General features: G+C 47.2%; 19 protein-coding genes and 2 pseudogenes. 11 read left to right on the forward strand and 10 right to left on the reverse strand.

Annotated features, from left to right (window positions below):
- Positions 1 to 36: 36 nt before the first annotated feature.
- From KRX19_08870 to KRX19_08895, 6 genes are all read left to right on the forward strand, one after another.
- Positions 37 to 933: a 5-bromo-4-chloroindolyl phosphate hydrolysis family protein gene (locus KRX19_08870; protein ID MBV7435133.1), complete on the forward strand. Its 897-nt coding sequence runs from the start codon at positions 37 to 39 to the stop codon at positions 931 to 933.
- Positions 923 to 1,990: a toxic anion resistance protein gene (locus KRX19_08875; GenBank protein MBV7435134.1), complete on the forward strand. Its 1,068-nt coding sequence runs from the start codon at positions 923 to 925 to the stop codon at positions 1,988 to 1,990. The genes KRX19_08870 and KRX19_08875 overlap by 11 nt, the downstream gene beginning before the upstream one ends.
- Positions 1,991 to 1,994: 4 nt before the next feature.
- Positions 1,995 to 2,891 (forward strand): DUF4339 domain-containing protein, encoded by an 897-nt coding sequence (locus KRX19_08880; GenBank protein MBV7435135.1) that lies wholly within the window; start codon positions 1,995 to 1,997, stop codon positions 2,889 to 2,891.
- 3 nt (positions 2,892 to 2,894) lie between these two features.
- Positions 2,895 to 4,655: a lytic transglycosylase domain-containing protein gene (locus KRX19_08885; GenBank protein ID MBV7435136.1), complete on the forward strand. Its 1,761-nt coding sequence runs from the start codon at positions 2,895 to 2,897 to the stop codon at positions 4,653 to 4,655.
- Positions 4,656 to 4,790: 135 nt separating this feature from the next.
- Entirely contained in the window at positions 4,791 to 6,662 is a 1,872-nt protein-coding gene (locus KRX19_08890; protein MBV7435137.1) for a transglycosylase SLT domain-containing protein, read from the forward strand.
- 18 nt (positions 6,663 to 6,680) lie between these two features.
- The gene (locus KRX19_08895; GenBank protein ID MBV7435138.1) at positions 6,681 to 7,055 is read left to right on the forward strand and encodes a hypothetical protein; all 375 of its coding nucleotides are present in this window, start codon (positions 6,681 to 6,683) and stop codon (positions 7,053 to 7,055) included.
- A 68-nt stretch (positions 7,056 to 7,123) separates the two neighbouring features.
- On the opposite strand, the pseudogene nemA reads toward KRX19_08895, so the two are convergent.
- From nemA to thrC, 3 genes and pseudogenes are all read right to left on the reverse strand, one after another.
- A pseudogene (gene nemA / locus KRX19_08900) lies at positions 7,124 to 8,226 on the reverse strand (N-ethylmaleimide reductase).
- A gap of 165 nt (positions 8,227 to 8,391) precedes the next feature.
- Positions 8,392 to 9,165: a glucose 1-dehydrogenase gene (locus KRX19_08905; GenBank protein ID MBV7435139.1), complete on the reverse strand. Its 774-nt coding sequence runs from the start codon at positions 9,163 to 9,165 to the stop codon at positions 8,392 to 8,394.
- Between the two features lie 195 nt (positions 9,166 to 9,360).
- On the reverse strand, positions 9,361 to 10,791 hold the full coding sequence (gene thrC, locus KRX19_08910; protein MBV7435140.1) for a threonine synthase: 1,431 nt from the start codon (positions 10,789 to 10,791) through the stop codon (positions 9,361 to 9,363).
- 173 nt (positions 10,792 to 10,964) lie between these two features.
- Here thrC and KRX19_08915 point away from each other — a divergent pair, with 173 nt between their 5' ends.
- Positions 10,965 to 11,306: a rhodanese-like domain-containing protein gene (locus KRX19_08915; GenBank protein ID MBV7435141.1), complete on the forward strand. Its 342-nt coding sequence runs from the start codon at positions 10,965 to 10,967 to the stop codon at positions 11,304 to 11,306.
- A 179-nt stretch (positions 11,307 to 11,485) separates the two neighbouring features.
- Here the strand turns inward: KRX19_08915 and KRX19_08920 are convergent, their stop codons facing one another.
- From KRX19_08920 to dacB, 7 genes are all read right to left on the reverse strand, one after another.
- Complete coding sequence (locus tag KRX19_08920) at positions 11,486 to 12,340, reverse strand: DegV family protein (GenBank protein ID MBV7435142.1); 855 nt, start codon at positions 12,338 to 12,340, stop codon at positions 11,486 to 11,488.
- 408 nt (positions 12,341 to 12,748) lie between these two features.
- Positions 12,749 to 14,191, reverse strand: coding sequence for a dihydrolipoyl dehydrogenase (lpdA, locus tag KRX19_08925; GenBank protein MBV7435143.1), 1,443 nt, complete (start codon positions 14,189 to 14,191; stop codon positions 12,749 to 12,751).
- Between the two features lie 62 nt (positions 14,192 to 14,253).
- Positions 14,254 to 15,444: a dihydrolipoyllysine-residue succinyltransferase gene (sucB, locus tag KRX19_08930; protein MBV7435144.1), complete on the reverse strand. Its 1,191-nt coding sequence runs from the start codon at positions 15,442 to 15,444 to the stop codon at positions 14,254 to 14,256.
- Positions 15,445 to 15,468: 24 nt separating this feature from the next.
- Positions 15,469 to 18,300 carry a 2-oxoglutarate dehydrogenase E1 component gene (locus tag KRX19_08935; protein ID MBV7435145.1) on the reverse strand — a complete coding sequence of 944 codons (2,832 nt, stop codon included), beginning with the start codon at positions 18,298 to 18,300 and terminating at the stop codon, positions 15,469 to 15,471.
- 112 nt (positions 18,301 to 18,412) lie between these two features.
- Positions 18,413 to 19,453, reverse strand: coding sequence for a TAXI family TRAP transporter solute-binding subunit (locus KRX19_08940; GenBank protein MBV7435146.1), 1,041 nt, complete (start codon positions 19,451 to 19,453; stop codon positions 18,413 to 18,415).
- 125 nt (positions 19,454 to 19,578) lie between these two features.
- Complete coding sequence (locus KRX19_08945) at positions 19,579 to 20,292, reverse strand: murein L,D-transpeptidase (GenBank protein ID MBV7435147.1); 714 nt, start codon at positions 20,290 to 20,292, stop codon at positions 19,579 to 19,581.
- On the reverse strand, positions 20,289 to 21,713 hold the full coding sequence (dacB, locus tag KRX19_08950; GenBank protein MBV7435148.1) for a D-alanyl-D-alanine carboxypeptidase/D-alanyl-D-alanine-endopeptidase: 1,425 nt from the start codon (positions 21,711 to 21,713) through the stop codon (positions 20,289 to 20,291). The genes KRX19_08945 and dacB overlap by 4 nt, the downstream gene beginning before the upstream one ends.
- Before the next feature lie 76 nt (positions 21,714 to 21,789).
- Here dacB and KRX19_08955 point away from each other — a divergent pair, with 76 nt between their 5' ends.
- The 4 genes and pseudogenes from KRX19_08955 (at position 21,790) to moaA (ending at position 25,803) form a co-directional block, all read left to right on the forward strand.
- Positions 21,790 to 22,350: a DUF615 domain-containing protein gene (locus tag KRX19_08955; GenBank protein MBV7435149.1), complete on the forward strand. Its 561-nt coding sequence runs from the start codon at positions 21,790 to 21,792 to the stop codon at positions 22,348 to 22,350.
- Positions 22,347 to 23,483 (forward strand): radical SAM family heme chaperone HemW, encoded by a 1,137-nt coding sequence (hemW, locus tag KRX19_08960; protein MBV7435150.1) that lies wholly within the window; start codon positions 22,347 to 22,349, stop codon positions 23,481 to 23,483. Before KRX19_08955 ends, hemW begins: the two co-directional genes overlap by 4 nt.
- A 185-nt stretch (positions 23,484 to 23,668) precedes the next feature.
- A pseudogene (locus tag KRX19_08965) lies at positions 23,669 to 24,832 on the forward strand (molybdopterin molybdotransferase MoeA).
- A complete protein-coding gene (gene moaA / locus KRX19_08970) occupies positions 24,829 to 25,803 on the forward strand; it encodes a GTP 3',8-cyclase MoaA (GenBank protein ID MBV7435151.1) in 975 nt (324 codons plus the stop codon). Before KRX19_08965 ends, moaA begins: the two are co-directional and overlap by 4 nt.
- Positions 25,804 to 25,820 lie beyond the last annotated feature (17 nt).

The raw sequence follows: 25,820 nt of genomic DNA on the forward strand, positions 1-25,820 counted from the left end.
TATTTTCATTCCTTCTTGTATCACCATTTTTAACTGATGCTGAAAAAATTCCTAGACGGCTTAAAAATTCAACACCTCAGCTTGCGTGGCAGTAGCCTATATTTGATGCAGGCGCCACTGTGGTTGGCTGTGCCTATTTCCCTGTTTCGTGGGCAGCTGCTTAAATCAGCCGCATTGGCAATGGTGATCGCTTGTATTACTTATGGCGCAAACCTGACCCGCCGCTACTATCTGCAAAAGCGTGACCAAATTCTGCTCGGTAAAGCAGATATGCCCATCCGTGACGAACGAAAAATAGCGATGGGCTTTATTTGCCTCGGTGTTTTTATATTGTCTGTATTTGCCACACGCCGCGTCATGCCGGTTGGTCTGATTGCCACAGCACTCGCAGCACTCGGCTATTACCTGAATTACCTTGCCGAACCTTATCACGCTCCAGATGTCGATGAACATGGCGACATCGTTGTCGAGGTCAAAGAGGAAGATGAAGAGATTGAAGAAGCAAATCTCTCTCCGACGCTGCGCAGCATGCTCACCAACGCCCGTGAATATCTTGGCCGTATCACTCAAGCAAGCACACTGCTCGCAGACAGCGAACGAGACCAATATATCTACACAAGATTGAAGCAGATTTTACGCCGGGGCAATGCCTTGATCGGCGAACTCGGTAAGGATGGCAACCGTGTTCGTGAGGCGCGCACCCTACTGGTGGTGCACTTACCCGAGCTTGCAGACATCAGCACGACATACAGCACTGCCAATAATGCTGAAAAAGACCAATCCCGACAGCAATTCAGCGCATTATTGGATACAATACACGATCAATTGACCGCTCACTACCGCAACATCAGCGACATGGATCAGCAGCGGCTCAGTATCCAAATGGACGTCCTGCAAGAACAATTGGAGCAGCTTCGACAAGATGAGCGATAAACATACAGATCTCGACAACACTACGCTGGACTCACAAAAAGTCGCACAGATAGCAAAAGAAATCGACCTCAACAGCAGCCAGAATATTCTGGATTTTGGCTGCGATGCCCAGCGCAATTTAACGCACATCGCAGATGACATGCTCAGCGACGTCAAAAGCAAAGACAGCGGCGAAGCCGGGCAACTACTTAACCAAATGGTATCGCTGATGCGCGGTTTTCAAGGCAGTGAAAAAACGCTTGCCAAAAAGCCCGGATTCCTCGCACGCCTGACGGGCAAAAAGCAATCAATTGAGCATTTTTTTCAGCGCTTTGATAGCGTTAGCGATCAGATCGATCAAATCAGCAACCACCTCGAAGTGCAAAAGCAGCAATTACTGATCGATATTAAATCACTTGATCGCCTATATGATGCAAACCTCGAATACTACCGTGAGCTTTGCCACTACATTGCAGCAGCCGAAGCAGTACTCAAACGCAGCGATGAAGAAACCCTGCCTGAGATGAAGCAGAAAGCACTCGACAGTGACGACATTGCAGCAGCCCAGCGTTTGCGCGATTATCAAGGCCACCACGATGAGCTCGCCCGTCGCCTGCACGACTTACAGCTCACCCGCCAAGTTGCAATGCAAAACTTGCCAAGCATTCGCCTGCTGCAAGAAAACGACAAAGGATTGGTTAATAAAATCAATACTACCTTGATCAATACAGTACCGCTATGGCGTCAGCAGCTTGCCCAAGCTATTGCTATTCATCATGCACAAGACGCCAGCGATGCACTCAAAGCCAGTGCCGATCTGACCAATGAATTACTCAAACAAAATGCCGCTAATCTGAAAATGGCCAACAAAACCAGCCAAACGCAAATTGAGCGTGGTGTTTTTGACATCGAGAGTATCGAACGCGCCAACCGTAGCCTGATTGAAACCATTGAAGAAAGCATTACCCTGCACGAGCAAGCACGTTCGCAACGCCACGAGGCCATCACCAAGCTCAATGAAGCAGAAGCCGCATTAAAAACCGCCCTTACCAACGCCAGTAACAGCCAAAAAGTCTAAAACCATGTTTGAACGTTTATTTAAAAAATTCACTACCAGCCAGCCTAAATCTAGCGTATTGACCTCTAACCTCGATGCGCAGCATCAGATTCAATACAGCACGGTGCAGTCTCCCACAGCGATCACAACTGTCGACGTCCCCGAATCACAGTCTTGTGTTTTGGCTCAAGCAGACAAGGACTGTACGCAGCTACCCAGCGGCACCCACGAGCTCCATCCGGATACTTTTGAGCAAACCAGACCGCTGCACTATTTTTATGTGCGCGATAACAGCAAGAGTGAAGGAGATTGGTCACTCGACTATACCGACCACCATCATGTAAAGCTCTCTCTTACCGGCACCTACAGCATCAAGATAGACAGCCCTCAGCGCCTGATGCAGTTTTGCCTCAAAGGTGCTCAATTTCATAATGACCATGATTTTTCGCAGTGGATTTCACAATGTATCGCGACTATTCTTAAAGCTCAGCGCGTTCCGGTAGAAGATATTCACGCTGAAAATGTGCGCTTCACCAATTACCTTCGTGATGCTTTGGCATTGGCTTTACGCCCACGTGGGCTTGCCCTCCATGCTCTATCGCTAAATATCCTTAAGCCTGAACATGAAAAAGCAACTTCTAATCAAGCAAAAACCACCGATTCAGATAGCCAATCGGAAAAAGTAGAAACTGCGGAGCATCAAGAAAATGCGCCTTCTGTAGAGCAGGTTATCATTCATCAAGAGCAAAAGCCGGAAAAGCTATTCTACTATGTGCGTAACGGCCAGCAGCACGGCCCATTCTCTCACGCAGACATCGAACAAAAATTGGCTGACGGTGTTTTAAGTAAACGCGATCTGCTGTGGCAGAAAGGCCTCACCACTTGGAAACCTATTGCTGAGTTTCCAGAATTTCAATCTTAATTAATGGTGCAGCTCCGACCTTGGCTGTACGCTTTTTTTGCCCTGATTAGCTTCAGGGCATATAGCGCAGCAACAGATAATTTATGGCTATGCCCCGACCCCAGTGGCGTTGACAATGTGGTCAGTGCCACATCAGCACCTGCGCCAGCATGTGAGCCATACAGTATTCATAAGATCAAACCAAAGCAATCTGATTCTGCTCCGGAGCAGACGGCAAAACCCAGGCCACAAACACCAGCCAAAGGTAAGCTAACCGTTTCGAATACGCCTCCAGAAGGAGTGCTCCCTTCTGTACCGCCACCACTGGATTTCAGCAACGTCCCCTACGCACCGTTGACGCCCGTTCCTATTTTTCAATACGCCTTACCCACAACACGAATTTATCGAGAAGACGCCACTAAAATTTATCTCTGCCCGGCAAGCGGTAACGGTACGGCAAAAAGTCAGGTTATAGAAGCCAAAACCAAGCCCAAGGCATCTTGTATCGTTATGGGCGCAAAAGGTGGCGCAAAAGCATTGGTGCGCCCTTCCGTCGCTTCAGCATCAAATGACCACAATCTGGCTTCGGAAATCAAAGTGAACGTACTGGAAACAGACGAGCAACGCCCTCCAATAGCGGATAACTTAGCCGCAAAAAATCTTAATACCGAAGGGGAAAAGATTTATCTCTGCCAAGATGCGCAGGGAGATCAATCCATTATTCAAAGCATCAACCCACCAGCGGAAAACTGCCAAGTCATGGGGGTAACGAGCGAAGGAGGTGATGAGGCAACCAAGCTCACAACCGAGGAACACACCACGATAGACACTGGCGATGACTCTGCTGCTACACAAGCAGCAATAGCGACGACTTCATCACAGCCGGGTGATATTTATAAATGCTATGACGATGAAGGCTTACCAAGTTTCGTCAATGAAAATGCCCGTAAAAATTTTCAGCGTTGTACATTTTTTTCCCGCTCTTTTGCGGCTGTAAGCAAAAGCATCGGCCAGCCGCAAAATCTGGGTAATGGCAATGAAAATAGTCTGTCGTGCAGTGGCGCCGGGAGAGTAGAAATCAATGGTGAAGTACATGCCTACGAATGTGCAACCCGTTCATACGACCATACGCCCGGCTCTAGCGGAGGAGAAATCCGCTTGGGTGATCGCCATGCAACCATCGCAGCATACGATCAGGATTACCTCAATACCAGCGGCAGCTGTGGTGGCACAATCACCAGCGCTAATGGGCGCGTACTTCATTTGGAGCCAACCAAGAACTGCCCTGCTGCATTCCAAATCGTTGCCCAAGAAATTGCCCAAGCCGTACGTACCGGGTTAAATGTGGCTGTAAGTGGCGCATTTCTCGAGCGCCAACGTGGCCTCAGTGCCCAAATCAACCGCATAGCCAAGGAAATTGGCGTTGATCCTTACCTTGTCCATGCCGTGATCTCAGCAGAGTCAGCGTATAAATCCCGTGCCGTATCACATGCTGGTGCTCAGGGGTTAATGCAGCTGATGCCGCCAACAGCAAAGCGATTTAACGTCAGTGACCCTTTCCATACCGGACAAAATATCCGCGGTGGCGCAACTTACCTTAAATGGCTACTCAAAAAGTTCAATGGCAATATGCAGCTGGCCATCGCTGGTTATAATGCCGGTGAGGGAAATGTCATCAAGTACGGCTATAAAATTCCACCGTTTATTGAAACTAAAGCGTATGTACCCAAAGTAATGCAATATTATCGCCGCTATCGCAGCAATCCCGCACTGATCGGATTATGATAATGTATACAAACAGATGTGGAATATCACGCTTCCACCATGATAAGCTTTACTGCTACCGCACGTATACGCTTGCTAGCGTATGAACATGCAACCCCATAAATACCTGCAACCCATCAATTGCCAAGAGGAATCATGAGAAAAGCATTCATCCTGCTGGTTTCAATTTCCGCGTGTATCAGTCATGCGCAACAACGTCTACTCGATAATGAAGAACTGGTTAAGGCTGGTGCACCACTCAGTGCTGTCGCAAGTATGCAAGGTCATCCTTTATATCCCTACCTTCAATACAGAGCTTATCGGGATAATCTTGCCACGACGCCAAGCAGCGTTATCTCAACTTTCCTTCGCGCTCACCCTACCGCCCCATTTTCTGGCTGGTTGGCTGAGAGAGCTTTCCCACATTGGCTGTCAAGCAGACAATATCAAACAATCATCGAAACATACGACCCCCGTTTTGCGGATGAATCCATTGAGTGTGAATACCGCCTGGCACAATTAGCCAGCGGTAACCAACAAGCAGCATTTAATGGCATTAACGATCTTTGGCAGAAAGCCAGCAGTATTGAAGCTGCATGTGATCCTCTGTTTGCCGCAGCCGTACGTAGTGGCAAACTGACCTCGGCCGACATACGCAACCGCTTTATCCTCACCATGAGAGAAGGCAACTATGGTGTAGCACGCCATATTTCAACCATGCTACCGAGTGATGGGATTCTCGCAGCCAATATCTGGCTCAGCATCGTCAGTGGCAATGCGCCTTACCAACAGGCGATGACCATCACCGATCCATTTTGGCAGCAAAGTGCATTGGTCAACGCACTCAGCCGTCAGGCTTTTAAAGATACTAACCGCGTTGCCTCAATGGCATTTGAGCTAAACAAACCGGGAATTGCCGACCCTGATTTGGAAGCGCAGCTATATAACCGCCTGACTCGTGCATTGGCCAGTAATAACGACCCTCGCGCAACCCAAACATGGGCACGCATCCCGGCCGACATGCAAGAAGACAATACCGCTTATGATATGGTCGCCTACTTTTTGCGCAGAGGTGACTGGCAAAGTATCGTTGCCACCTTTGCCCAAGGGCTTGCGAGTAAAGATAACAACCCTGAAATCAATTATTGGGTAGGCAAAGCGTATGAAAAATTGGGCAATCAACGCAATAGCCAGACGTATTACCAGAAAGCCGCTAACAAGCGCGACTTTTTTGGCTTTCTCGCTGCCGAAAAACTGGGGCAATCCTATGCCTTCAATGATCACTCAATCACTCGTGATATTGGTATCGAACAAGCACTGCTCAGCGAACCTGAAGCATACCGCATGCGCATCTTCCAAAACATGGGTATGGAAAGCCGTGCGATTAACGAGTGGAAAAGCTTGATTAAAAATAAAACCAACGCTCAAATACGCCAAGCTGCACTGCTTGCAGATAAATATGGCTGGCATATTCACGCCATCAGTACGCTGGCAAAAGAAAAGGACTGGGATGCACTTAACGTTCGATTCCCAACCGATTATGAGGCGCGCGTACGGGCCTTGGCGACCAAACATGCGCTGAGCCCGGCAACCATATACGCTATTATCCGCAAAGAAAGTATTTTCCAACCAACAATCAAATCTCCAGCTGGTGCTTTGGGGCTAATGCAAGTGATGCCCGCCACTGCTCGCGACACCGCACGGCGCTATAACATTCCATATGGTGGAACGAGCCAGCTGACCAACGTTGACACAAACCTCACTATCGGCAGCCAGTATCTTGCAGACCGACTGCGCGAATTTGGCCACCTAGGTTACGCTGCAGCAGCGTACAATGCTGGGCCACATCGTGCGCGAAAATGGCTTGCTGAATACCCTAACCTACCGCTTGATGAATGGATTGCACAAATCCCATTTAACGAAACTCGTGACTACGTCAAGCGTGTTTTAGAATACGAAAAAGTGTATCAGTACCGCTTAGGATTAAACTACACGCCATATAGCAGCGCTACTGTTCGTGCTTGGTAAAACAAATAAGGAAATAACATGAAGCAAAAGCACCTGATTTTAGCCTCTACACTTTTATTACTCGCAGCCTGTGCAGGAAATAACTCAGACACACGCCTATCAAGCAAACAATTAGCGCTACCAAAGGCAAACTTACCCATCACGGCCGATAAATGGACGATATGGCATTGTGCAGACGGCAACACACTGCGCACGCGCTACAGTACGGCTAACGGTAGTGAGCTGATACTTGAGACAAGCACTATGGGCAGCCATCACCTCCTGAGAGAGCCTGGATCAAACCCAGCCATCTACAGCAATGCGGCCATTGGCTTTTATAGCGATGGAAAATTTGCAGCAATTGGCCGTCCCCTTAGTGATGAGATTTACTCTGGTGGCTGCATAGTCCGATAATAACGGGATTTATCTTCGATTCTTCAAGTAGCCCCTCTTTTATGGGGGAGTTTTGCTATTGACTCTTATCAGCTTTTCTCCATCGACGGATAATCTGTATAGCCTTTCGCGCCTCCTCCATAAGTCGTCTCTTCATCGCGCTGATTAAGCGGCTCACCACAGCGGATGCGCTCTGCCAAATCAGGGTTAGCGATATAGTCACGACCAAAAGCGACTGCGTCAGCATAACCCGCACCAATCACCTTTTCAGCACTGTCTGCATCATAACCACCAGCGACAATAATCGGGTTTGTAAAAGTATTTCGGATGGTTTGGCGGAAATCATCACTATACGCTTTTCCGCCAGCCCATTCACACTCAGACAAGTGTAGATACATCAAATTACGCTGGTTAAGCTGCTCAATCAACCAAATACTGTCTTTTTCATTGTAGCCAGCATCTACTTGATTAAACTTACCCAACGGAGACAGGCGCAGCCCGACATGCTCCACATCCCAAGCCTCAACACAAGCATCTACAACTGCCAACATCAAGCGTGCGCGGTTTTCCTTACTTCCTCCGTATTCATCTGTGCGCTTATTGGTGTGTTCGTTCCAAAACTGTTGCAGCAGATAGCCATGCGCAGCGTGGATTTCAATACCATCAAAACCTGCTTGTTGGGCACAACGCGTGGCATGCGCATAATCAGCAATAACTTGTTCAATTTCATCACGAGTTGCAGCACGAGATGGTGTTGCTTCTGTGCGAATGGTATAGCCGTCACGATCACGCAAAGATGTGCGTGATCCAATATTTACTGCAGATGCGGAGATCGGCGCTTGGCGTTCGGTTGTAAACTTTTATGCGATACCAGCCCCGTATGCCACAACTGAACAACAATATGCCCTCCTTCAGCATGGACGGCATCGACTATTGCTTTCCATGCAACAACCTGATCTTCGCTATATAAACCCGGTGCACCTTCACAACCACGCGCTTGTGGTGAGATATCTGTCGCCTCGGCAACAATCAAACCTGAACCAGCACGTTGGCGATAGTATTCAACTGCAAGTGCGGAAGGCACATCCCCAGGCGTAACTGCGCGCAACCTTGTGAGTGGCGCCATGAAAATACGATTTTTCACAGTGAGGTTACCTATGTTCAGGGGAGTAAACAATGCATTGTGTGGCATAGCATCCTCTTAATCGTTAAATTATCTAACTAAACATAATATAGATAATGAGTATTGAAGAGTAGACAACCTCTTAATCTTTAACACAACGTCACTTATACAAGGCCAAAAAGATTCAGCCCTGCTTGTAGCAGGGCTGAATAGCACAGGTCACAGTTAGGATCATTAACCCAGCGTTTGCACGCCACCGCCATTCACAAACAAGACCTGACCATTAACCCATCCAGAAATTGGCGCAGCAAAATACAACACTGCACCTGCAATATCATCTGGTTCACCAAGGCGTTTGATCGGCGTATTCTTGAGCATTTCATGCTCAATTTCTGGCGTTAATACCGTTTCGAGCGCATGGGTACGAGTGGCGCCAGGGCCGACAGCATTAATACGAATATTTGGGCCGTAATCAAAAGCAAGGTTTGCCCCCATATGCACAACGGCCGCTTTTGAGGAAGCATAGCCACTCATTTTTGGGCTAGTGGTGATCGCACCCATTGACGCAATATTTACCACCGAACCAGAACCTGCTTTTTCCATATGCGGTGCACAGAGCTGAATCATGCGCCATGCTGAAAAAACATTAAGACGGAAATCACGTTCGAAATCTTCAACCGTTATCTTGCCTGGATCTTCACGCCCTCCGGCACCACCACCAGCTACATTAACCAAAATATCAATACGGCCAAGCTCTGAAGCCGTTTTTTCAACCGCCGCAACCATTTCCTCATCCTTGAGAATATTACATGGCACAGCAATCGCCTTACGTCCCATTGCTCGAATCTCATCGGCAACTTTTCCGGCTGCGTCCATATCCAAATCACCGATTGCAATATCAGCACCTGCACCAGCGAGCATCAATGCACTCGCACGCCCTATACCATTTGCAGCACCAGTGATGATCGCAACCTTACCTGACAAATCCCAAAGTTTTTCAACACTCATGTTCCATCTCCTCCATCTGTCCATAGGCTAAAGCAGAAAAAACAATTAACTACTTTATTAAAAAGAAATATACCATTGAACCAACCCTTTATGCACTAAAAAATATGCATAAACCAATCAAACCCATAATATTTCTCTTTACCAATACACTAAGTCATGAATTGGGTGCTGATTCAAACGCCTAACAGATTTCTACTAACTTTCGATGTTTGCTATGCGCTGGGTAATAAAGTCTTTAAGTACGGACACATCATTTTGTAGGACGTCGACATGACGTGGCTGCTCTTCTATGCCATCAAAGCGAGAGGGACGATCTGGCTCAATCCCCGTAGCCTCCACAACAGTATCTGTAAATTTAACTGGTAATGCAGTCTCCAAGCACACCATTGGCCGCCCACTATCATATGCACGGCAATACAACTCCGCAACGTACACACCATCAGCTGTATGCGGATCAATAAGCACCCCATCATGGGCATATAATGCAGCAATCACGCTGAGGCGGTTTTCGTGTGTAGAGCGTCCTGCGCTAAAGCCAGACTGCTGTACAGCATGCCAAAATGGCGTATCGCGCAAATCAATCTCGCCCTGCTGAGCAATCTCTTCATACCACTTTGCAACTTGCTCGCCATTACATCCGGCAATCAAATACAAAAAACGCTCAAAATTTGATGCCTTACCAATATCCATCGACGGGCTGGACGTCTTCGCCACTTCAGCTGATGGGCGCACTCGGTAAATACCCTCAGCAAAAAACTGATTAAGTACATCGTTCTCATTGGTTGCAACCAATAAAGTACCGATTGGCAAGCCCATTTGCTTGGCAAGATACCCAGCAAATACATTGCCGAAATTACCTGAGGGGACACAGAAATCTACCTGTTCACCATTTTCGAGATCCAATGCCAGATAAGCCTTGAAATAATAGACCGTTTGCGCCAAAACACGCGCCCAGTTAATCGAATTAACTGCGCCGATATGATATTTTTCTTTAAACGCTGCATCGCTATTGACGGCTTTGACCAAGTCCTGACAGTCATCAAAGACCCCTTCCACAGCAATATTGAAGATATTTGGCTCATCGAGGCTAAACATCTGTGCCTGTTGGAATGCACTCATACGCCCGTGTGGTGACAACATAAAGACATTCACATTATGCTTGCCAATCATTGCGTATTCTGCGGCCGAGCCAGTATCGCCAGAAGTTGCGCCAAGAATATTAATTGATTGCCCACGCTTCGCCAGCACATACTCAAACACATTGCCAAGGAACTGCATCGCCATATCCTTAAATGCCAGCGATGGGCCATTAGATAATCCAAGAAGATACAGCCCATTATCCAATTGCTGTAATGGAGTAATATCAGTACTGTGAAAAACATCAGGACGGTATGTTTTTTGCAAAATCTCTTGCAGATCCTCAACCGGGATATCACTGATGAAAGGCGACATAACCTGATAAGCCAAATCGGCATATGACAATTTTCGCCACGCTGTGAGATCATCAGCAGAAATTTGTGGAATGGACTGTGGCATCGCCAATCCACCATTTGCTGCCAGACCCGACAGCAATACATCACAAAACTGCCCTAAAGACTCTCCACCGCGCGTTGATACATATTGCATCCGATTCTCCAAAATAAACAGGTAATAACTTCGCTTTTTACCATTTGAACCGGATCCCAGCAAGTAAAATTATAAGATTCGACCACCAGTTATCATTCTCTGTTCAGCAAAGGCAAAAATACTGGCGCCAAACATAGCAGCAAGATAAAATGGTTCCCTTTGAGGCTATACTCATGTCTATCTCCAAACGCCTAATCAGCCTCTGTATGTTGGTTAGTTTATTTGCTACATCTACAGCAATGGCCGAAGCTTATCTCATTGACGTACGCAGCGCTGATGAATACGCTGAAGAACACGCTAACAATGCTGAGCATATTCCCTACGATGAAATTGGTGAAAAAATCACTGAGCTGACTAGCGATAAAAATGATGAGATTTTTGTCTATTGTAGAAGTGGTCGCCGTGCTGAAATAGCAGCGCAGACATTAAAAGACCTTGGCTACAATAATGTGACCAATCTCGGTACGCTAGCTGATGCGCAAGAAGCAAATATTACTGAAATGCCCGACAAATAACAGAACAATCTCACCAGTAGAAAAGCTGCCCAAAGCATGCGATATCCAATAGCATCTGGGCAGCTTTTTGATTAACAATACGGCTATAACCAGCAGTTAAATAATCATTTAATGCCGTCATCAGGACGCATGCAAACACAAAATTTGCAATAGTTGCATCATCACTCTAGCAGAGCATATTACTCATTTAAGAACGCACCAATACCGTATAAACCAGGTCCAGTGTGGCAGGCAATAACGGGTGAGGTAAGTACGCTTAATATCCGAGTCTCTGGAAAATGACGTTCCACCTTCCTTTGAAACTCTATACCTTTTTTATCGCCAGCATGACTAACAAAAATTGTCGCAGACCGACCTAACACAAACTCTTCACATTTATCAATACAAATTTGCATTGCCTGATTCAATCCTAATGCTTGTTCGATAGGAATAATACTACCTTCCTCATTAAAGCTTAGAATAGGCTTCACACGAAACAAATTGGCCACAGTTGCTTTCTTTTTATCAAAACGACCATTACGGACAAGGTAGCTCAATGTCTGTAAGGTAAAAAACAATTGCCCACGGCGACGCATAAACTCAAGCTTGGTTACCGTCGCAGAAAGACTATTGCCACTTTCTAAAAGGCGTTTACCCTCGAGTAACAACATCGCTTGTGCCACAGATTGGCTACGCGAATCAAAGACAGCTATTTTTATTTTATCTTTGTACTTTAACGCATTTTTTTTAACCAACTCATTGGTCTTACTAATTGCTCCAGAAAGCGTCACAAACAAAGCTTCTTCATAACCTTGCTCTATCCAGCGACAAATCATGCGATCAATATCATATTCCAATGGAGGTCGAGAGTATGGCAACTCATCGGGATGGTCATTCATCCATTGTAAAAACTCATCGATAGTTATATCTATAGAGTCTCTTCTTGGCTGATTACGCATAAAAAGATACAAAGGTAAAATTTCCACATCAGTTACGTGCGGTGCTATATAGTGTAAACAACTCGTCGAATCTGTTGCCAGAATATACTTACCCATTTTTAATTATCCACTTTAATCTCATCACCTATTCAATTAAGCTTAAAAAGTAGTATTGTACTTACAATACCTATCATCATAGCCAAAGTAGTAGTAATTCTACGCAATAACATTTTCAATACTAATATTTAATTTAATATACTATCATTACTTGGATATTTTGACACCTATTGATAATGATTAATTTATATTTCGAAGTCAAAATATAAATCGATAACTTACTCTGTAAAATGAGAGTAAATCAAAAATATTTAAAATGGAGAGATTACTTAACAAAATAAAGTATTAAGTATAACCTCTGACTCCTGAACCCCAGAACTTACTTAAATATTTATACAAAAAGGCTCCTAAATAAATTTAGGAGCCTTCGTTTTATCGCTTATGCAATAAGGCGACGCCAATTACTGACTACTTTTTCTTCTTAGGATTCACTTTATGTAACGCAGAACCACTAACGGCCAAAGCAGCTTCGTGAATTGACTCAGAAAGCGTCGGGTGGGCATGAACGATACGGGCAATATCTTCACTTGCAGCGTAAAACTCCATAGCCACGATCAACTCGTGAATCATTTCTGACGCATTAGGGCCAATAATATGCGCGCCAAGAATTTCATCACTTTCTGCATCAGCAAGGATTTTCACAAATCCTCCAGCCGCATCCATTGCCTTTGCCCGGCCATTAGCCGCAAACGGGAAATCACCTTTAACGTAATCCACACCTGCTTCTTTCAGCTGCTCTTCTGTTTGCCCTACCCACGCCATTTCAGGGTGTGTATAGATAACAGAAGGGATAACGTCATAACGTACATGACCAGCTTGGCCTGCAAGTATTTCAGCGACCATCACGCCTTCTTCACTGGCTTTATGTGCGAGCATTGGACCACGTACACAGTCACCAATTGCAAACACACCAGACTCGGCAGTACGGCAGTGCTCATCGACTTCAATAAATCCACGCTCACCAATTTTGACTTTACAGCCTTCACCAAGCACATCTTGCGTATTTGGCTTACGGCCAACAGCGACCAGCAACTTATCGAAAGTCGCACTCTGTTCACCATTTTTGTCTTCATAAGTGACGACCACTTCGCCGTCTTTAACTTCAGCACCAGTGACTTTTGCACCAAGCTTGATCTCAATACCCTGCTTTTTAAATGTTCGCTGAGCTTCTTTGGCGAGCTGCTGATCAGCCATAGGTAAGAAAGCATCAGTAGCTTCAAGCACGGTAACTTCTGAGCCAACCGCACGCCATACACTACCCATTTCCAAACCTATAACACCAGCGCCAATAACGCCAAGTCGTGCTGGTACTTGATCAAAATTTAGTGCACCGGTAGAACTGACGATGTTCTCACCATCCATTTTGGCAACAGGAATATCAACTGGCACAGAACCAAATGCAAGAATAACCCCTTTGGACGCCTTATATTCACTGACATCACCATCATGAGCAGTCACTTCAACTTTTTTGTCACCAAGGTATTTACCACGACCTTTCAACCATTCAACACCATTAGCTTGGAATAGCTGTGCAATACCACCAGTCAGTTGCTCAACAATTTGATTCTTACGTGCCAACATCTTACTGATATCAATTTTTACATCAGACACGTCGATACCGTGGATTTCCAAATCATGCTGAGCCTTGTGGAATAATTCAGAGGACTCCAGTAGTGCTTTTGAAGGAATACAACCTACGTTAAGGCAAGTACCACCCAAGCGATCTTTACCTTCATCGTCTTGCCACATTTCCACACAAGCGACCTTAAAACCAAGTTGAGCCGCGCGGATAGCAGCGACATAACCACCAGGACCGCCACCAACTACGATGACGTCAAATTGTTGACTCATAGCGAAACCTTTTTAATTACCGTAACAATAAAGGGCGCGACTGACGCGCCCTGTTGAGAATTTTAGACGTTAAGCAGCATACGGGCTGGGTCTTCAATAGCATTTTTAATCGCCACCAAGAAGCTTACAGCCTCGCGACCATCGATAATGCGGTGATCGTAAGATAGCGCCAAATACATCATTGGACGGATCACAATCTCACCATTTTCCACTACTGGGCGCTCAACAATATTGTGCATGCCTAAAATAGCGCTCTGAGGTGGGTTTAAAATTGGTGTCGACATCATCGAACCAAATGTACCACCATTAGTGATAGAGAATGTACCACCGGTCATTTCTTCAAGACTTAACGTACCGTTTTTGGTCTTGTCTGCGAAATCTTTAATGCCTTGCTCAATATCTGCAAAGCCCATCAATTCACTGTTGCGCAGGATTGGCACAACCAAGCCACGAGGACCAGATACAGCAATACCGATGTCACAGTAGTTGTGATAAATAATATCATCGCCATCAATTGAAGCATTCACAGCCGGGAACTGCTTAAGCGCATCCACTGCAGCTTTGACGAAGAACGACATAAAGCCAAGCTTGATGTCATTCTTTTTAACGAACTGATCCTGATACTTCTTACGCAGATCCATGATTGGCTTCATGTTAACTTCGTTGAAGGTAGTCAGCATCGCAGTGCTTGCTTGAGCATCCATCAAGCGCTCAGCAATACGCTTACGCATACGTGTCATCGGTACGCGCTCTTCATGGCGTGAGCCGCCACCAGCCATATGCTGCTTCACATCAGCCTTGGTTACGCGCCCGCCACGACCTGAGCCAGCAACATCTTTAGTGTTAATGTCGTTCTCAACGCCCAATTTACGAGCCGCCGGACTCGCATTTTTATCAGTTGTATCACTGCTCTTATTACCAGACTTCTCAGCCTTATTTTCTGCTGCTGAAGACTTTTCTTCATCAGTTTGCTCAGCCTTGGCTTCGCTCTCACCACCCTCTGCAGCTGGCTTCTCACCTGCTTCAAGAATAGCAACAACATCACCTGAAGTAACAGTGGCACCGTCTTCCTGTATGATTTCCTTTAAGGTACCTGAGGTTGGCGCAGGCATTTCCAAGACGACTTTATCTGTCTCCAAATCAACCAGATTTTCGCCTTCTTCGACAAAGTCACCAACTTGCTTATGCCAGTTAACCAACGTCGCATCTGCAACCGACTCTGGCAACTCAGGAACTTTTACTTCTGTACTCATATTTTTACCTCTGAAAGCAATTTATTAATTAGTGATATCTAGTGCCTGATCGACCAAAGCAGCCTGCTCTGCGGCATGTACTTTTGCGTAACCGGCAGCTGTGGATGCGGATTCTTCTCGGCCAACATAATAGACGCGGCGACCTTCTGGTGCAGCATCAAGCAATGATTCATAAATTTGATGCCAAGCACCCTGATTTCGCGGCTCTTCCTGACACCATAGCAATTGTGCATCTTGTGGATAAGATGACAGCAAATCGCGCAATTGCTGTACCGGGAAAGGATACAACTGCTCAACGCGAATGATCGCAATATCATCAATATTTTCATCACGACGGCGTTGCAGTAAGTCGTAATAGACTTTACCAGCACACAACACCACGCGCTTCACTTTATCTGCTGCAATATCATCAATTTCTGGAATGACTTCATGGAAATGCCCTTCAGCAAGATCCTCTAATGAACTCACAGCCAGTTTGTGGCGCAGCAATGATTTTGGCGTCATGACGACTAATGGCTTGCGGAATTCACGCAAAACCTGACGGCGCAACATATGATAAACCTGAGCAGGTGTAGATGGCACACAAACCTGCATATTGTCTTTTGCACATAATTGGAGATAGCGCTCCAGTCGTGCTGATGAGTGTTCTGGCCCTTGCCCTTCGTAGCCATGTGGCAATAGCATGACCAAGCCACAGAAGCGACCCCACTTGGTCTCACCGGAGGCGATAAACTGATCAATAATGACCTGCGCACCATTGGCGAAGTCACCAAACTGAGCTTCCCAGATAATCAAGCCCTTGGGCTCAGCTGTAGCATAGCCATATTCAAAGCCAAGCACACCAACTTCTGAAAGTAGCGAGTCGATAATACGGCAAGAAGGCTGATCTTCTTTAATATGAGCAAGAGGCATATAGCTATCACCTGTTTGCTGATCATGCAAGACAGCGTGACGATGAGAAAACGTTCCACGGCCACAATCTTCACCGGATACACGCACTTGATAGCCTTGATTCAACAAAGTTGCATATGCAAGGTTTTCTGCAGTTCCCCAGTCAAATGCCTGATCTTCCGCGATCATTTTCAAGCGAGTATCAAGCATTCGCTTAACAATCGGATGAACATTAAATCCTTCCGGTGCGGTAAAAATTTTCTTGCCCAAATCTTTGATTTCTTGTGCAGGATAGGTGGTATCAACCGGTTTACCCCAATCTTGCTCACGCAATGCAGACCACTCAAGATAAAGTTCGTCGCGGGCATTGCTGTCAATTTCTTTCGCAGGTGCAACACGCTCACCGCTTTCTAGGCGCTGGCGGTAATCATCCTGCATAGCTTTATAGGTCTCTTTATCGATAACGCCTTCTTTGACCAAGCGCTCAGCATAAACTTCTGCTGGCACAGGATGCTTGCGAATTTTTTCATACATTCTGGGCTGAGTCGCTGATGGTTCGTCAGCTTCGTTATGCCCGAGGCGACGGTAGCAAACCAAGTCAATAAAGATATCTTTCTGGAATTTGAGCAAATAATCTGCTGCCAGCTTACCTGCAAATACGACTGCTTCAGGATCATCCCCATTGACGTGCAACACAGGTGCCTGAATAGATTTAGCTATATCTGTGCAGTACATGGAAGAACGCGAATCTTTCAGGTTCGACGTAGTAAAGCCGATTTGGTTATTAACGGCAATATGAATAGAACCACCTACTTGATAACCACGCAATTGAGATAGCTGCAACGTCTCTTGGTTGATCCCTTGACCAGCCAAAGCTGCGTCACCGTGGATCAAAATTGGTACTGCCTTATTGGCAATATCAAGCATGTTACTATCCGGATCGCTATCGTGCCGACGGCGCTCAAGACGCGCACGAGTAGATCCCATCTGTACCGCATTAACAAACTCCAAATGCGATGGGTTATAGGCGAGCGACAAGTCGACTTCTTTGCCATCAATCTCAATACGAGACGAAAAACCCATGTGGTACTTCACATCACCACTACGGTTTTCAGCGGCTTGGAACTTACCATCAAACTCATCAAACAGCATTTGGGGGTTTTTACCAAAAATATTGATCAGCATGTTTAGGCGACCACGGTGTGCCATAGCGATACCGATTTCTTCTGTACCGTGACGACCAAGGTGGTCGACAAGATTCTGCATCAATGGAATCAGCGCATCGCCACCTTCGAGAGAAAAGCGCTTTTGACCGACATAACGCTTGTGCAGATATTTTTCCATACCGTCTGCGGCTACTAAGCGCTCAAGGAATACCTTCTTTTCTTCCGCACTAAAGCCATAGTCTTCTGCATGCTTTTCCAAGCGTTCAAAAAACCAGCGACGCTCTTCCAATTCCCAAACATGCGCAAGCTCAACACCCAAATGCCCTGCATAGGCTGATTCCAGTTTTGCGACCAAATCTTTGAGCTTCAGTTCAGACTTACCAAAGGCATTATCCGTAGCAAATGTTGTCTCAAGGTCTGATTTATCCAGTCCGTTATAAGCCAGCTCACATTCTTGAACTTCATATTCTCCACGGAGATTGATTGGATCAATTTTGGCTTTACGGTGTCCACGTAAACGGTAAGCGTGGATCAGCTTACGTACACCCATTTGCTTTTGACTTTCGCCTTCACCTGAAGATGCGACAGCAGGCATCTGCCCCAATATTTCAAAGCGCTCTTGTACGTCAAGGCGTGAAACCTCAGTACTGTCTTGCTTTAGCTCACTAAAATATTGGCGCCACGTATCACTGACGCTTTCCGGATCATGGAGAAACTGCTCATAAAGCGCTTCAACGTATTCTGCGTTGCCGCCGTAAAGCCCCGATGATGATTTATTTTGTTGATAACTTTCGGACATATTCAGTTCCTGAATCTTAATAATACCTTGCTAGACTAGCCAGCTTACAATTAGCGCTATAATACGCGCCAAGCGGCGATTTCTCAAATAACCACAAGCTGAGCTTTGCGTTTCAAAAGCGTTTTCCTATTTCGTTGTAATAGCGTTTCGCACCTGGATGTAACGGTATTCCGATACCGTCCAACGAGTGGGCAATACTCAATGCGGAATCAGGTAAGACGCGATGCAGCCAATAAGCGTGATCATCGCGCCATAAAGCTTTAGTCAACTGATAGGCAAGCTCATTATCGAGATCTTCTCTAACGACCCATAGCGCTTGCACAGCAACAGTTGGCGTATCTTCATCTATCCCTTGATACATACCTTTTGGTATGACGGTGCTGGTGTAATAGTGATTGTGCGAAAGCAACGCATCTCTTTGTACTGACGAGATTGGGATCAAACGAATATCTGTTTGTGTGCTCAAATATTGCACTTGTGGCGTAGGCGCTCCAGCCACAAAAAACACCGCATCTACGTCATTATCGAGAAATTTCTCAACGGCTTGAGGTGCATCATCATAAACCGCATCAAATTGTGAAGCATTCATACCATAAGCTGCAAGCAGCTCATCTACATTAATAAATGTACCGGAATTTTGCGCCCCCACCGCGACCCGCTTACCGGCGAGATCTTCGATATTTTTGATGTCGCTATCAGCATGTACAACCAAGTGCAGCATTTCCGGATATAAGCTGGCTAAAGCACGTAACTCATCAAACGGCTTGTCTTGCACGTAAAGGCCGCTTGCGGTGTAACGCCAATAAGCAATGTTTGATTGTACAAATGCCGAATCAACCTCATTGCGTTCCAGCTTTTTGATATTCGCTGCAGAACCGGGCGTTGAAACGTTAACCAAAAGCAGATTATCGACCCCGCAATTACCCCCGTGATCACAGGGCAAATCACCTTCAGGGTGAGAGATTATCCCACCCAGTACCGTAGCAAGCATGAAATAAATACCATTATTGTAGCCACTGCCAACACGAAAGAGCATTGGTTGAGACTGCAATTCATCCTCTGCCGTTTCACCTCCAGCCTCCAGCTCCTGAGCAAAAGAGCCACTCCATAATACGGTGAGACAAAGAGCCAAACTGCGTATTATCCCCTTCATTTAAGCCTTACCCTGTTTTGTAGAATATAATTTTGGACGCCAAAATACTAACACAGGCTGAAAGCAAACACATTCTATATATATGGATTATTTTATATGGACATACTTTTCATTACTTCAGCACTCTAGCGAAGCTGGTATAGACCATCAACGACCTCTATTACCGGTGGCTTATGATTGCGCTCAAATGCGTCATATCCGGGCTTAAGCATGCGCCAAAAATTGATATGAGGGGAAAACTGATGTCGCGCCAAATTTTCTTCACTCATGCGAAACGGAAAGGCATGCACTCGCACAAACGGCTGTCCATGCTGTAAAGCAGAGCCTACCAATGTGTAAATTTCTTCAATTTGACGATTACCCATGGCATAACAACCCACCGAAACACAATCGCCATGCACCATCAAATAGCTCCCCGTATATCCATGAGCTTTATCATAAGCATTTGGATAGTTGAGGTTAAATGATAGGTGATAACGACTATTAGGATTTAAATGCCGCATACCAAAAGCATAAAATCCTTCCGGAGACTGCTTATCTCCCTCACGCTTTTTGGGGCCAAGATCCCCTGAGTAAGTGCAAATTGGATATTGCTGAAATAAGGCATATTCTCCCTGCTCACGCTCAAGCCATACTTCAAGAATATTTTCTTCTTTGAAAATACGGATAAATGCAGGTGCACCCCACTCAAAACCACGCTGAGTAAGCTTTTGTTGCACATTTGCCTTGGAAACCAGCTCATTAAGTGATGACCCAGCTTGTGAAGCGGGCAGTTCAACATCAGAGCACGCCGCAAGCAGCATCATGCATCCGGCAATAAACAATTTTTTTATCTTCATTTACCTTCAACCCAGCGAAAGAAGTCATCCTGCATATAGCGGCTCGGCAAAGCCGCCTTACCATTACCAATAATCACGACAACATAATCCCGACCACTTTTACTGCGCAAAAAGCCAGCAAAAGCGCGAACCCCATCAATCGTACCGGTTTTTCCACGTAAATTGCCGCCCAGACGCTCACCGCGATAGCGCTTGCGCAATGTCCCACTTTCACCTGCTACAGCCAGCGAATCGAGGAATACTTGCTTTTTATCGGAATAATACAAGCTCCGCATTAACATAACTAACTGTGCAACAGTTACGCGGCTAATCCGCGACAATCCGGCGCCATTATCAATAATCATGCCATGAGTATCGACGCCAAATGCGCTAAGGGTATTAATGACTGCATCACGCCCCTTTTGCAGACTACCCGGCCGGCCATAGGTTTCCACACCAAGCGAGAGCATCAGCTGGCGCGTCATCACATTGTTACTCTGCTGGTTCATCATCGCAATTAACTCAGACAACGGCAGCGACTCCCCTGTATAAAACAGCTTGGCCTGAGCAGGGTGCGGACCAACCGCCCCCGCACCATCAAGCGTTCCACCTTTCTGATACCAGAGGTCGCGAAATAAATAATAAAACTGCTCAACAGCCTCACCCATAACAACCGTCACTTCGCGCTTTCCGCACTGCAAGCTGTAACGCCCTTTTAAGATGACCGTCGCATAGCCCATATCATCGCGCTCAATACTGACAATCGGAGCATAGTTCTTACTGCAAGAACCATTGTTCACATTCATCTGATTATCGATTTTCCAATTGACGATATTTGGCCACAAATCGAATGCAACACTTCCCCCTTGTGGGCGCATCGTCAATTTAATGGTGCGAAAATTAACCATCAACGGATTAGGTACCGCGTTATAGGCCGCCCAAGGATTACCATCGAATGACTCGCGGTCGCGCGCCTCTGCAGGAAGCCTGTATAGCGACTCATCGAGAACGATATTACCGGTAATATGGCGAATGCCACGTTCACGCAAAGTATCGATCATAGCTGAAAGGCGCTCTTCAACCAAAAATGGGTCAGCACCACCTTCAATATAGAGATTGCCATGCACAACACCATTATTATCTGGCAGTGCATCGACGTAAAAACGCGTCTGCCAACGGTAGTCACGCCCCAGTCGGATTAACCCTGCGGATGTTGTCAGCAACTTGGCAACAGATGCAGGGTTACGCTGCCGCTGCCCATTAAGCTCCACAAGAGGCTGATCAGCATCAACAGCTTGAACCCAGATACTGACATCATCACGATTAACGCCATGCTTATCAAGCATCGCCGCAACCTCAGCTGGCAATATCGTCGCCCATGTCCACCCTGTGTACAGAATCAGTGCTACAGCCAGCAAAAATCGCACTCGAACCTCCCTCATAAATAAAGCGCCCCGCAAGCGACCAAAAAGGCTGCTATTATAGCCGCACATTTACATTTGCCATACCCAAATCATCATGTCCGAACAGGAAAAACAATACGACGAAGAAGGCCGTGTCATCCGCGCCAACCGCAGTGAAGAAAAGCGCCAACGTGAAGAAATCAAAACATTTGTCCAAGAACTGCTCACCCTGCCTTCAGGGCAATATGGACTTTTACCCATCACTGAGACCCTACAAGCAGCACTAATCGAAGGCAAGCGCCTACAAGGCAACGCATTCAAGCGCCATCTCAACTACCTCACCCGCCTACTTGACGAGCATGATGTCGAAGCCGTTCGCCACGCTCATGAACACATCAACCACCCATTTTTAAACGACGGTGCAAAAATGCAGCGTATCCAGCGTGAAATTGAGCGTCTGGCAGAAAATGACCCTGAAATCGTTGGCGAACTCTTTGCCCGCTACGCTGATCCTGACCTTCAGCACATCCGCCAACTCACGCGAGAAATGCAAAAACACCGCGAAGAGCAAGCTAAGCTTGAACCGGAACAACGCGACAGAAAGCCAGGCAAGCACCAACGCCAACTACAAAAGTACCTGCAAACCTTACCGTTGAACGAGTACTACCAAGATTGAACGATATTCCCCTGAGCCTCTATGTGCACATTCCGTGGTGTGTACAGAAATGCCCGTACTGTGATTTCAACTCACATGCCTTACGCCGCCAACCGGATGAATCTGCCTATATCACGCACCTGCTTGCAGACCTTGATCACGACCGCGATCCTCGCCCCCTAACCAGTATTTTCATCGGCGGCGGCACTCCCAGCATTTTCAGCGCAGCATCCATCGCTGCGCTGCTTGATGGCATCAATGAGCGCATGACACTCGCGCCCGACTGCGAAATCACGCTGGAAGCCAACCCCGGCACTTTCGAACAAGCAAAGTTCCGTGACTACCGCGCCGCAGGCATCAACCGCCTTTCCATAGGCATTCAAAGCTTCGATCCACAACACCTGAAAACGCTCGGCCGCATTCACGACAGTGAAGAAGCACGTCGTGCAATCACCATCGCCCAGCAAGCAGGGTTTGAACGTATCAACACGGATATTATGTTCGCCCTACCACAACAAAGTACCGCACAAGCCCTCAGTGACCTTGAGCAAGCCATCGCTTTTGGCGCTGAGCATTTAAGCTGGTATCAGCTCACCATCGAGCCAAACACCGCTTTTTATGCCAACCCACCAAGCCTACCCGACGACGAGCGACAGATAGAGATTTACGAACGCGGCAGCGAATTGCTACGCAGCGCTGGCTTCACCCAATATGAAACCAGCGCATGGACGCGCAACCGACCCAGTACCCACAACCTCAATTATTGGCAGTTTGGCGACTATTTAGGCATTGGCGCAGGCGCACACGGCAAACGCACCAGTGGCAATAAAACGATTATCCGCAACAGCAAATACCGCGCACCAACCCGCTATCAAAAAGCCAACAGTGACTACGCAAACCCTTATCAAGATCAGCAGCACACCATTTCTCATGATGAACAGCCCTTTGAATTTATGATGAATGCCTTACGCCTGCAAAGCGGCGTACCCACCACCTACCTCGAGCAGCGCACAGCTCTCACTCTAGGCGACCTACGCCCAACCCTACAGCCACTGATCAATCAAGGGCTCATAGAGCCGAATATTGAGCACCATCTGAGGACAACGCCTCGCGGCTTTGCTCTGCTCAACAACGTACTTGAAGCATTTTTGTAAATTCGATATACGCCATGTAAATAAGCAAATATAACCATACTGATAATTGATTTATATCAATGTAAAAACCGATAAAAAGGTTACAATAGAGCACGAAATAAAGGAGGTAGGGTGTGATCTCATTAAAAGAACTAAATACCCTCATTGGTAGCGAGGCTGAAAATGCCATTCAACACAAACAACTAACTGTACAGCTCGACGAAGCACGAGGCCAGATACTCGCCGAAGACGTACAATCCAACGTCGCAATTCCCGCTGCGGATGTTTCGGCAATGGACGGCTATGCATTCTTTGGCGGAGAAGACGGCCTTGCCGAAGGCACAACCCTGACCCTGATCGGCGAATCCATTGCCGGCAAGCCATTTATCGGCAAAATCAGCCAAGGCGAATGCGTCCGTATTATGACCGGTGCAGTCGTTCCTGAAGGTGCAGACAGCGTCGAAATGCAAGAGTACATTCAGGCAGATGACAAACACATCACCTTCACTCGCCATGGCAAACCACACAACAACATCCGCTACCGAGGCGAAGAACTCAGCCAAGGCGAAACCGTTATTCAAGCCGGGCAAATCATCCACCCAGCCGACATTCTACTGCTCGCCAGTGTCGGATATGGTGAAGTAGCTGTTTATGCGCCACTCAAAGTGGCAGTATTCTCTACCGGCGACGAACTGGTCGCACCTGGCACGCCACTCAGCGAAGCCGGGCAAATCTACGACAGCAATCGTGCAATGATCAAATCACTACTCGCTGATTTACCTGTAGAAGTTGTCGATTACGGCCTGATTAATGACGACCTCGAGCGCATCAAAGCCACATTAGCCAAAGCTGCTCAGGAATGTGACGTCATCATCACCTCTGGCGGTGTCTCAGTCGGCGACTACGACTTCCTCAAAGCGGCCGTCAGTGAACTCGGCGAAATCCGCCAATACAAAGTCAAAATGAAACCCGGCAAACCGTTTGTTTATGGGCGAATTGGTGAAGCATGGTACTTTGGCTTACCCGGCAACCCTGTTTCCGGCTTTGTCGGCTTTCAGCAAATCATCGCACCAGCTCTATGGCAACTCTCTGGCGCAAAAGCACCACCGACGCTGACCGCAAATGTTGCCCTCGCAGACGCCCTGCACAAAAGCCCCGGCCGACAAGACTTCCAGCGCGGCTTACTCACCCAGCACAACGGCACATGGCAAGTCGCCCCACAAGGCAGGCAGGACTCACACCGCATTTATGGCCTTGCACGCGCCAACTGTTTTATCGTGCTCGAAGCGGATGATGGCGACAAAGCTGCTGGTGAATACGTCACCGTCGTACCCTTTACCAACCGCTTTGCCATGGGCGGCCAACTATGAGCAACCTGATAGACCCTTTCAAGCGCCGCATTGCTTACTTGCGCCTATCGGTTACTGACTTTTGCAATTACCGCTGCGTCTATTGCCTACCCGATGGTTATCAGGCTTGCGGCAACCCTAACGACCTCACCATACCCGAAATCGCTACTTTAGTACGTGGCTTTGCCGAAAGCGGCACGCAAAAGATCCGCCTATCCGGCGGCGAACCGACCCTGCGCCGCGATATCACCGATATCGTGCGCATCTGCGCCGAACAGCCCGGCATCAAAAAAGTCGCACTGACGACTAACGGTCACCGCCTCGAAAAGCTCTACCAGCCATTACACGATGCAGGTGTTGCACAATTCAACGTCTCAATAGACAGCTTCAACGCCGACACCTTCGCCAAAATGACCGGTAAAAATGCCCTGCACAGCATCTTACGCGGTGTCGAACAAATGCTCGACTACGGCTGCCACGTCAAGCTTAACGCGCTGTTGATGAAAGAAACCGCAGACGAAGTCATCGACGACACCCTCGCCTTCGTCAAGCAGCGCCCAATCACCATGCGCTTTATCGAGCTGATGCGTACCGGCGATAACGAAGCCCTATTCAAAAAATCACACGTCAGCGCCGCAACCATCACTGAGCGCCTAATACGCGAAGGCTGGACGCTACGCGAACGCAGCCCAATGGCTGGACCTGCCAAAGAGTTTACCCACCCTGATTATCTCGGCGGCATCGGCATTATCGCCCCGTACAGCAAGGACTTCTGCGCCAGCTGCAACCGCCTGCGCGTCACCTCCAGCGGCAAAATGCACCTTTGCCTATTTGATAGCCTCGCTTACGACCTGCGCCGCTGGCTTATAGAAGAAGACGTCGCCGGGCTCAAAGCACAATTGCAACGCCTGCTCATACACAAACCCGCCACCCACCACCTGCACGAAGACAACCCCGGCATCATGCGCCACCTCTCGCAGATCGGCGGTTAATCCACGCAACAGCACGT

Source organism: Cardiobacteriaceae bacterium TAE3-ERU3 (assembly GCA_019218315.1).
GTDB lineage: Bacteria > Pseudomonadota > Gammaproteobacteria > Cardiobacteriales > Cardiobacteriaceae > JAHUUI01.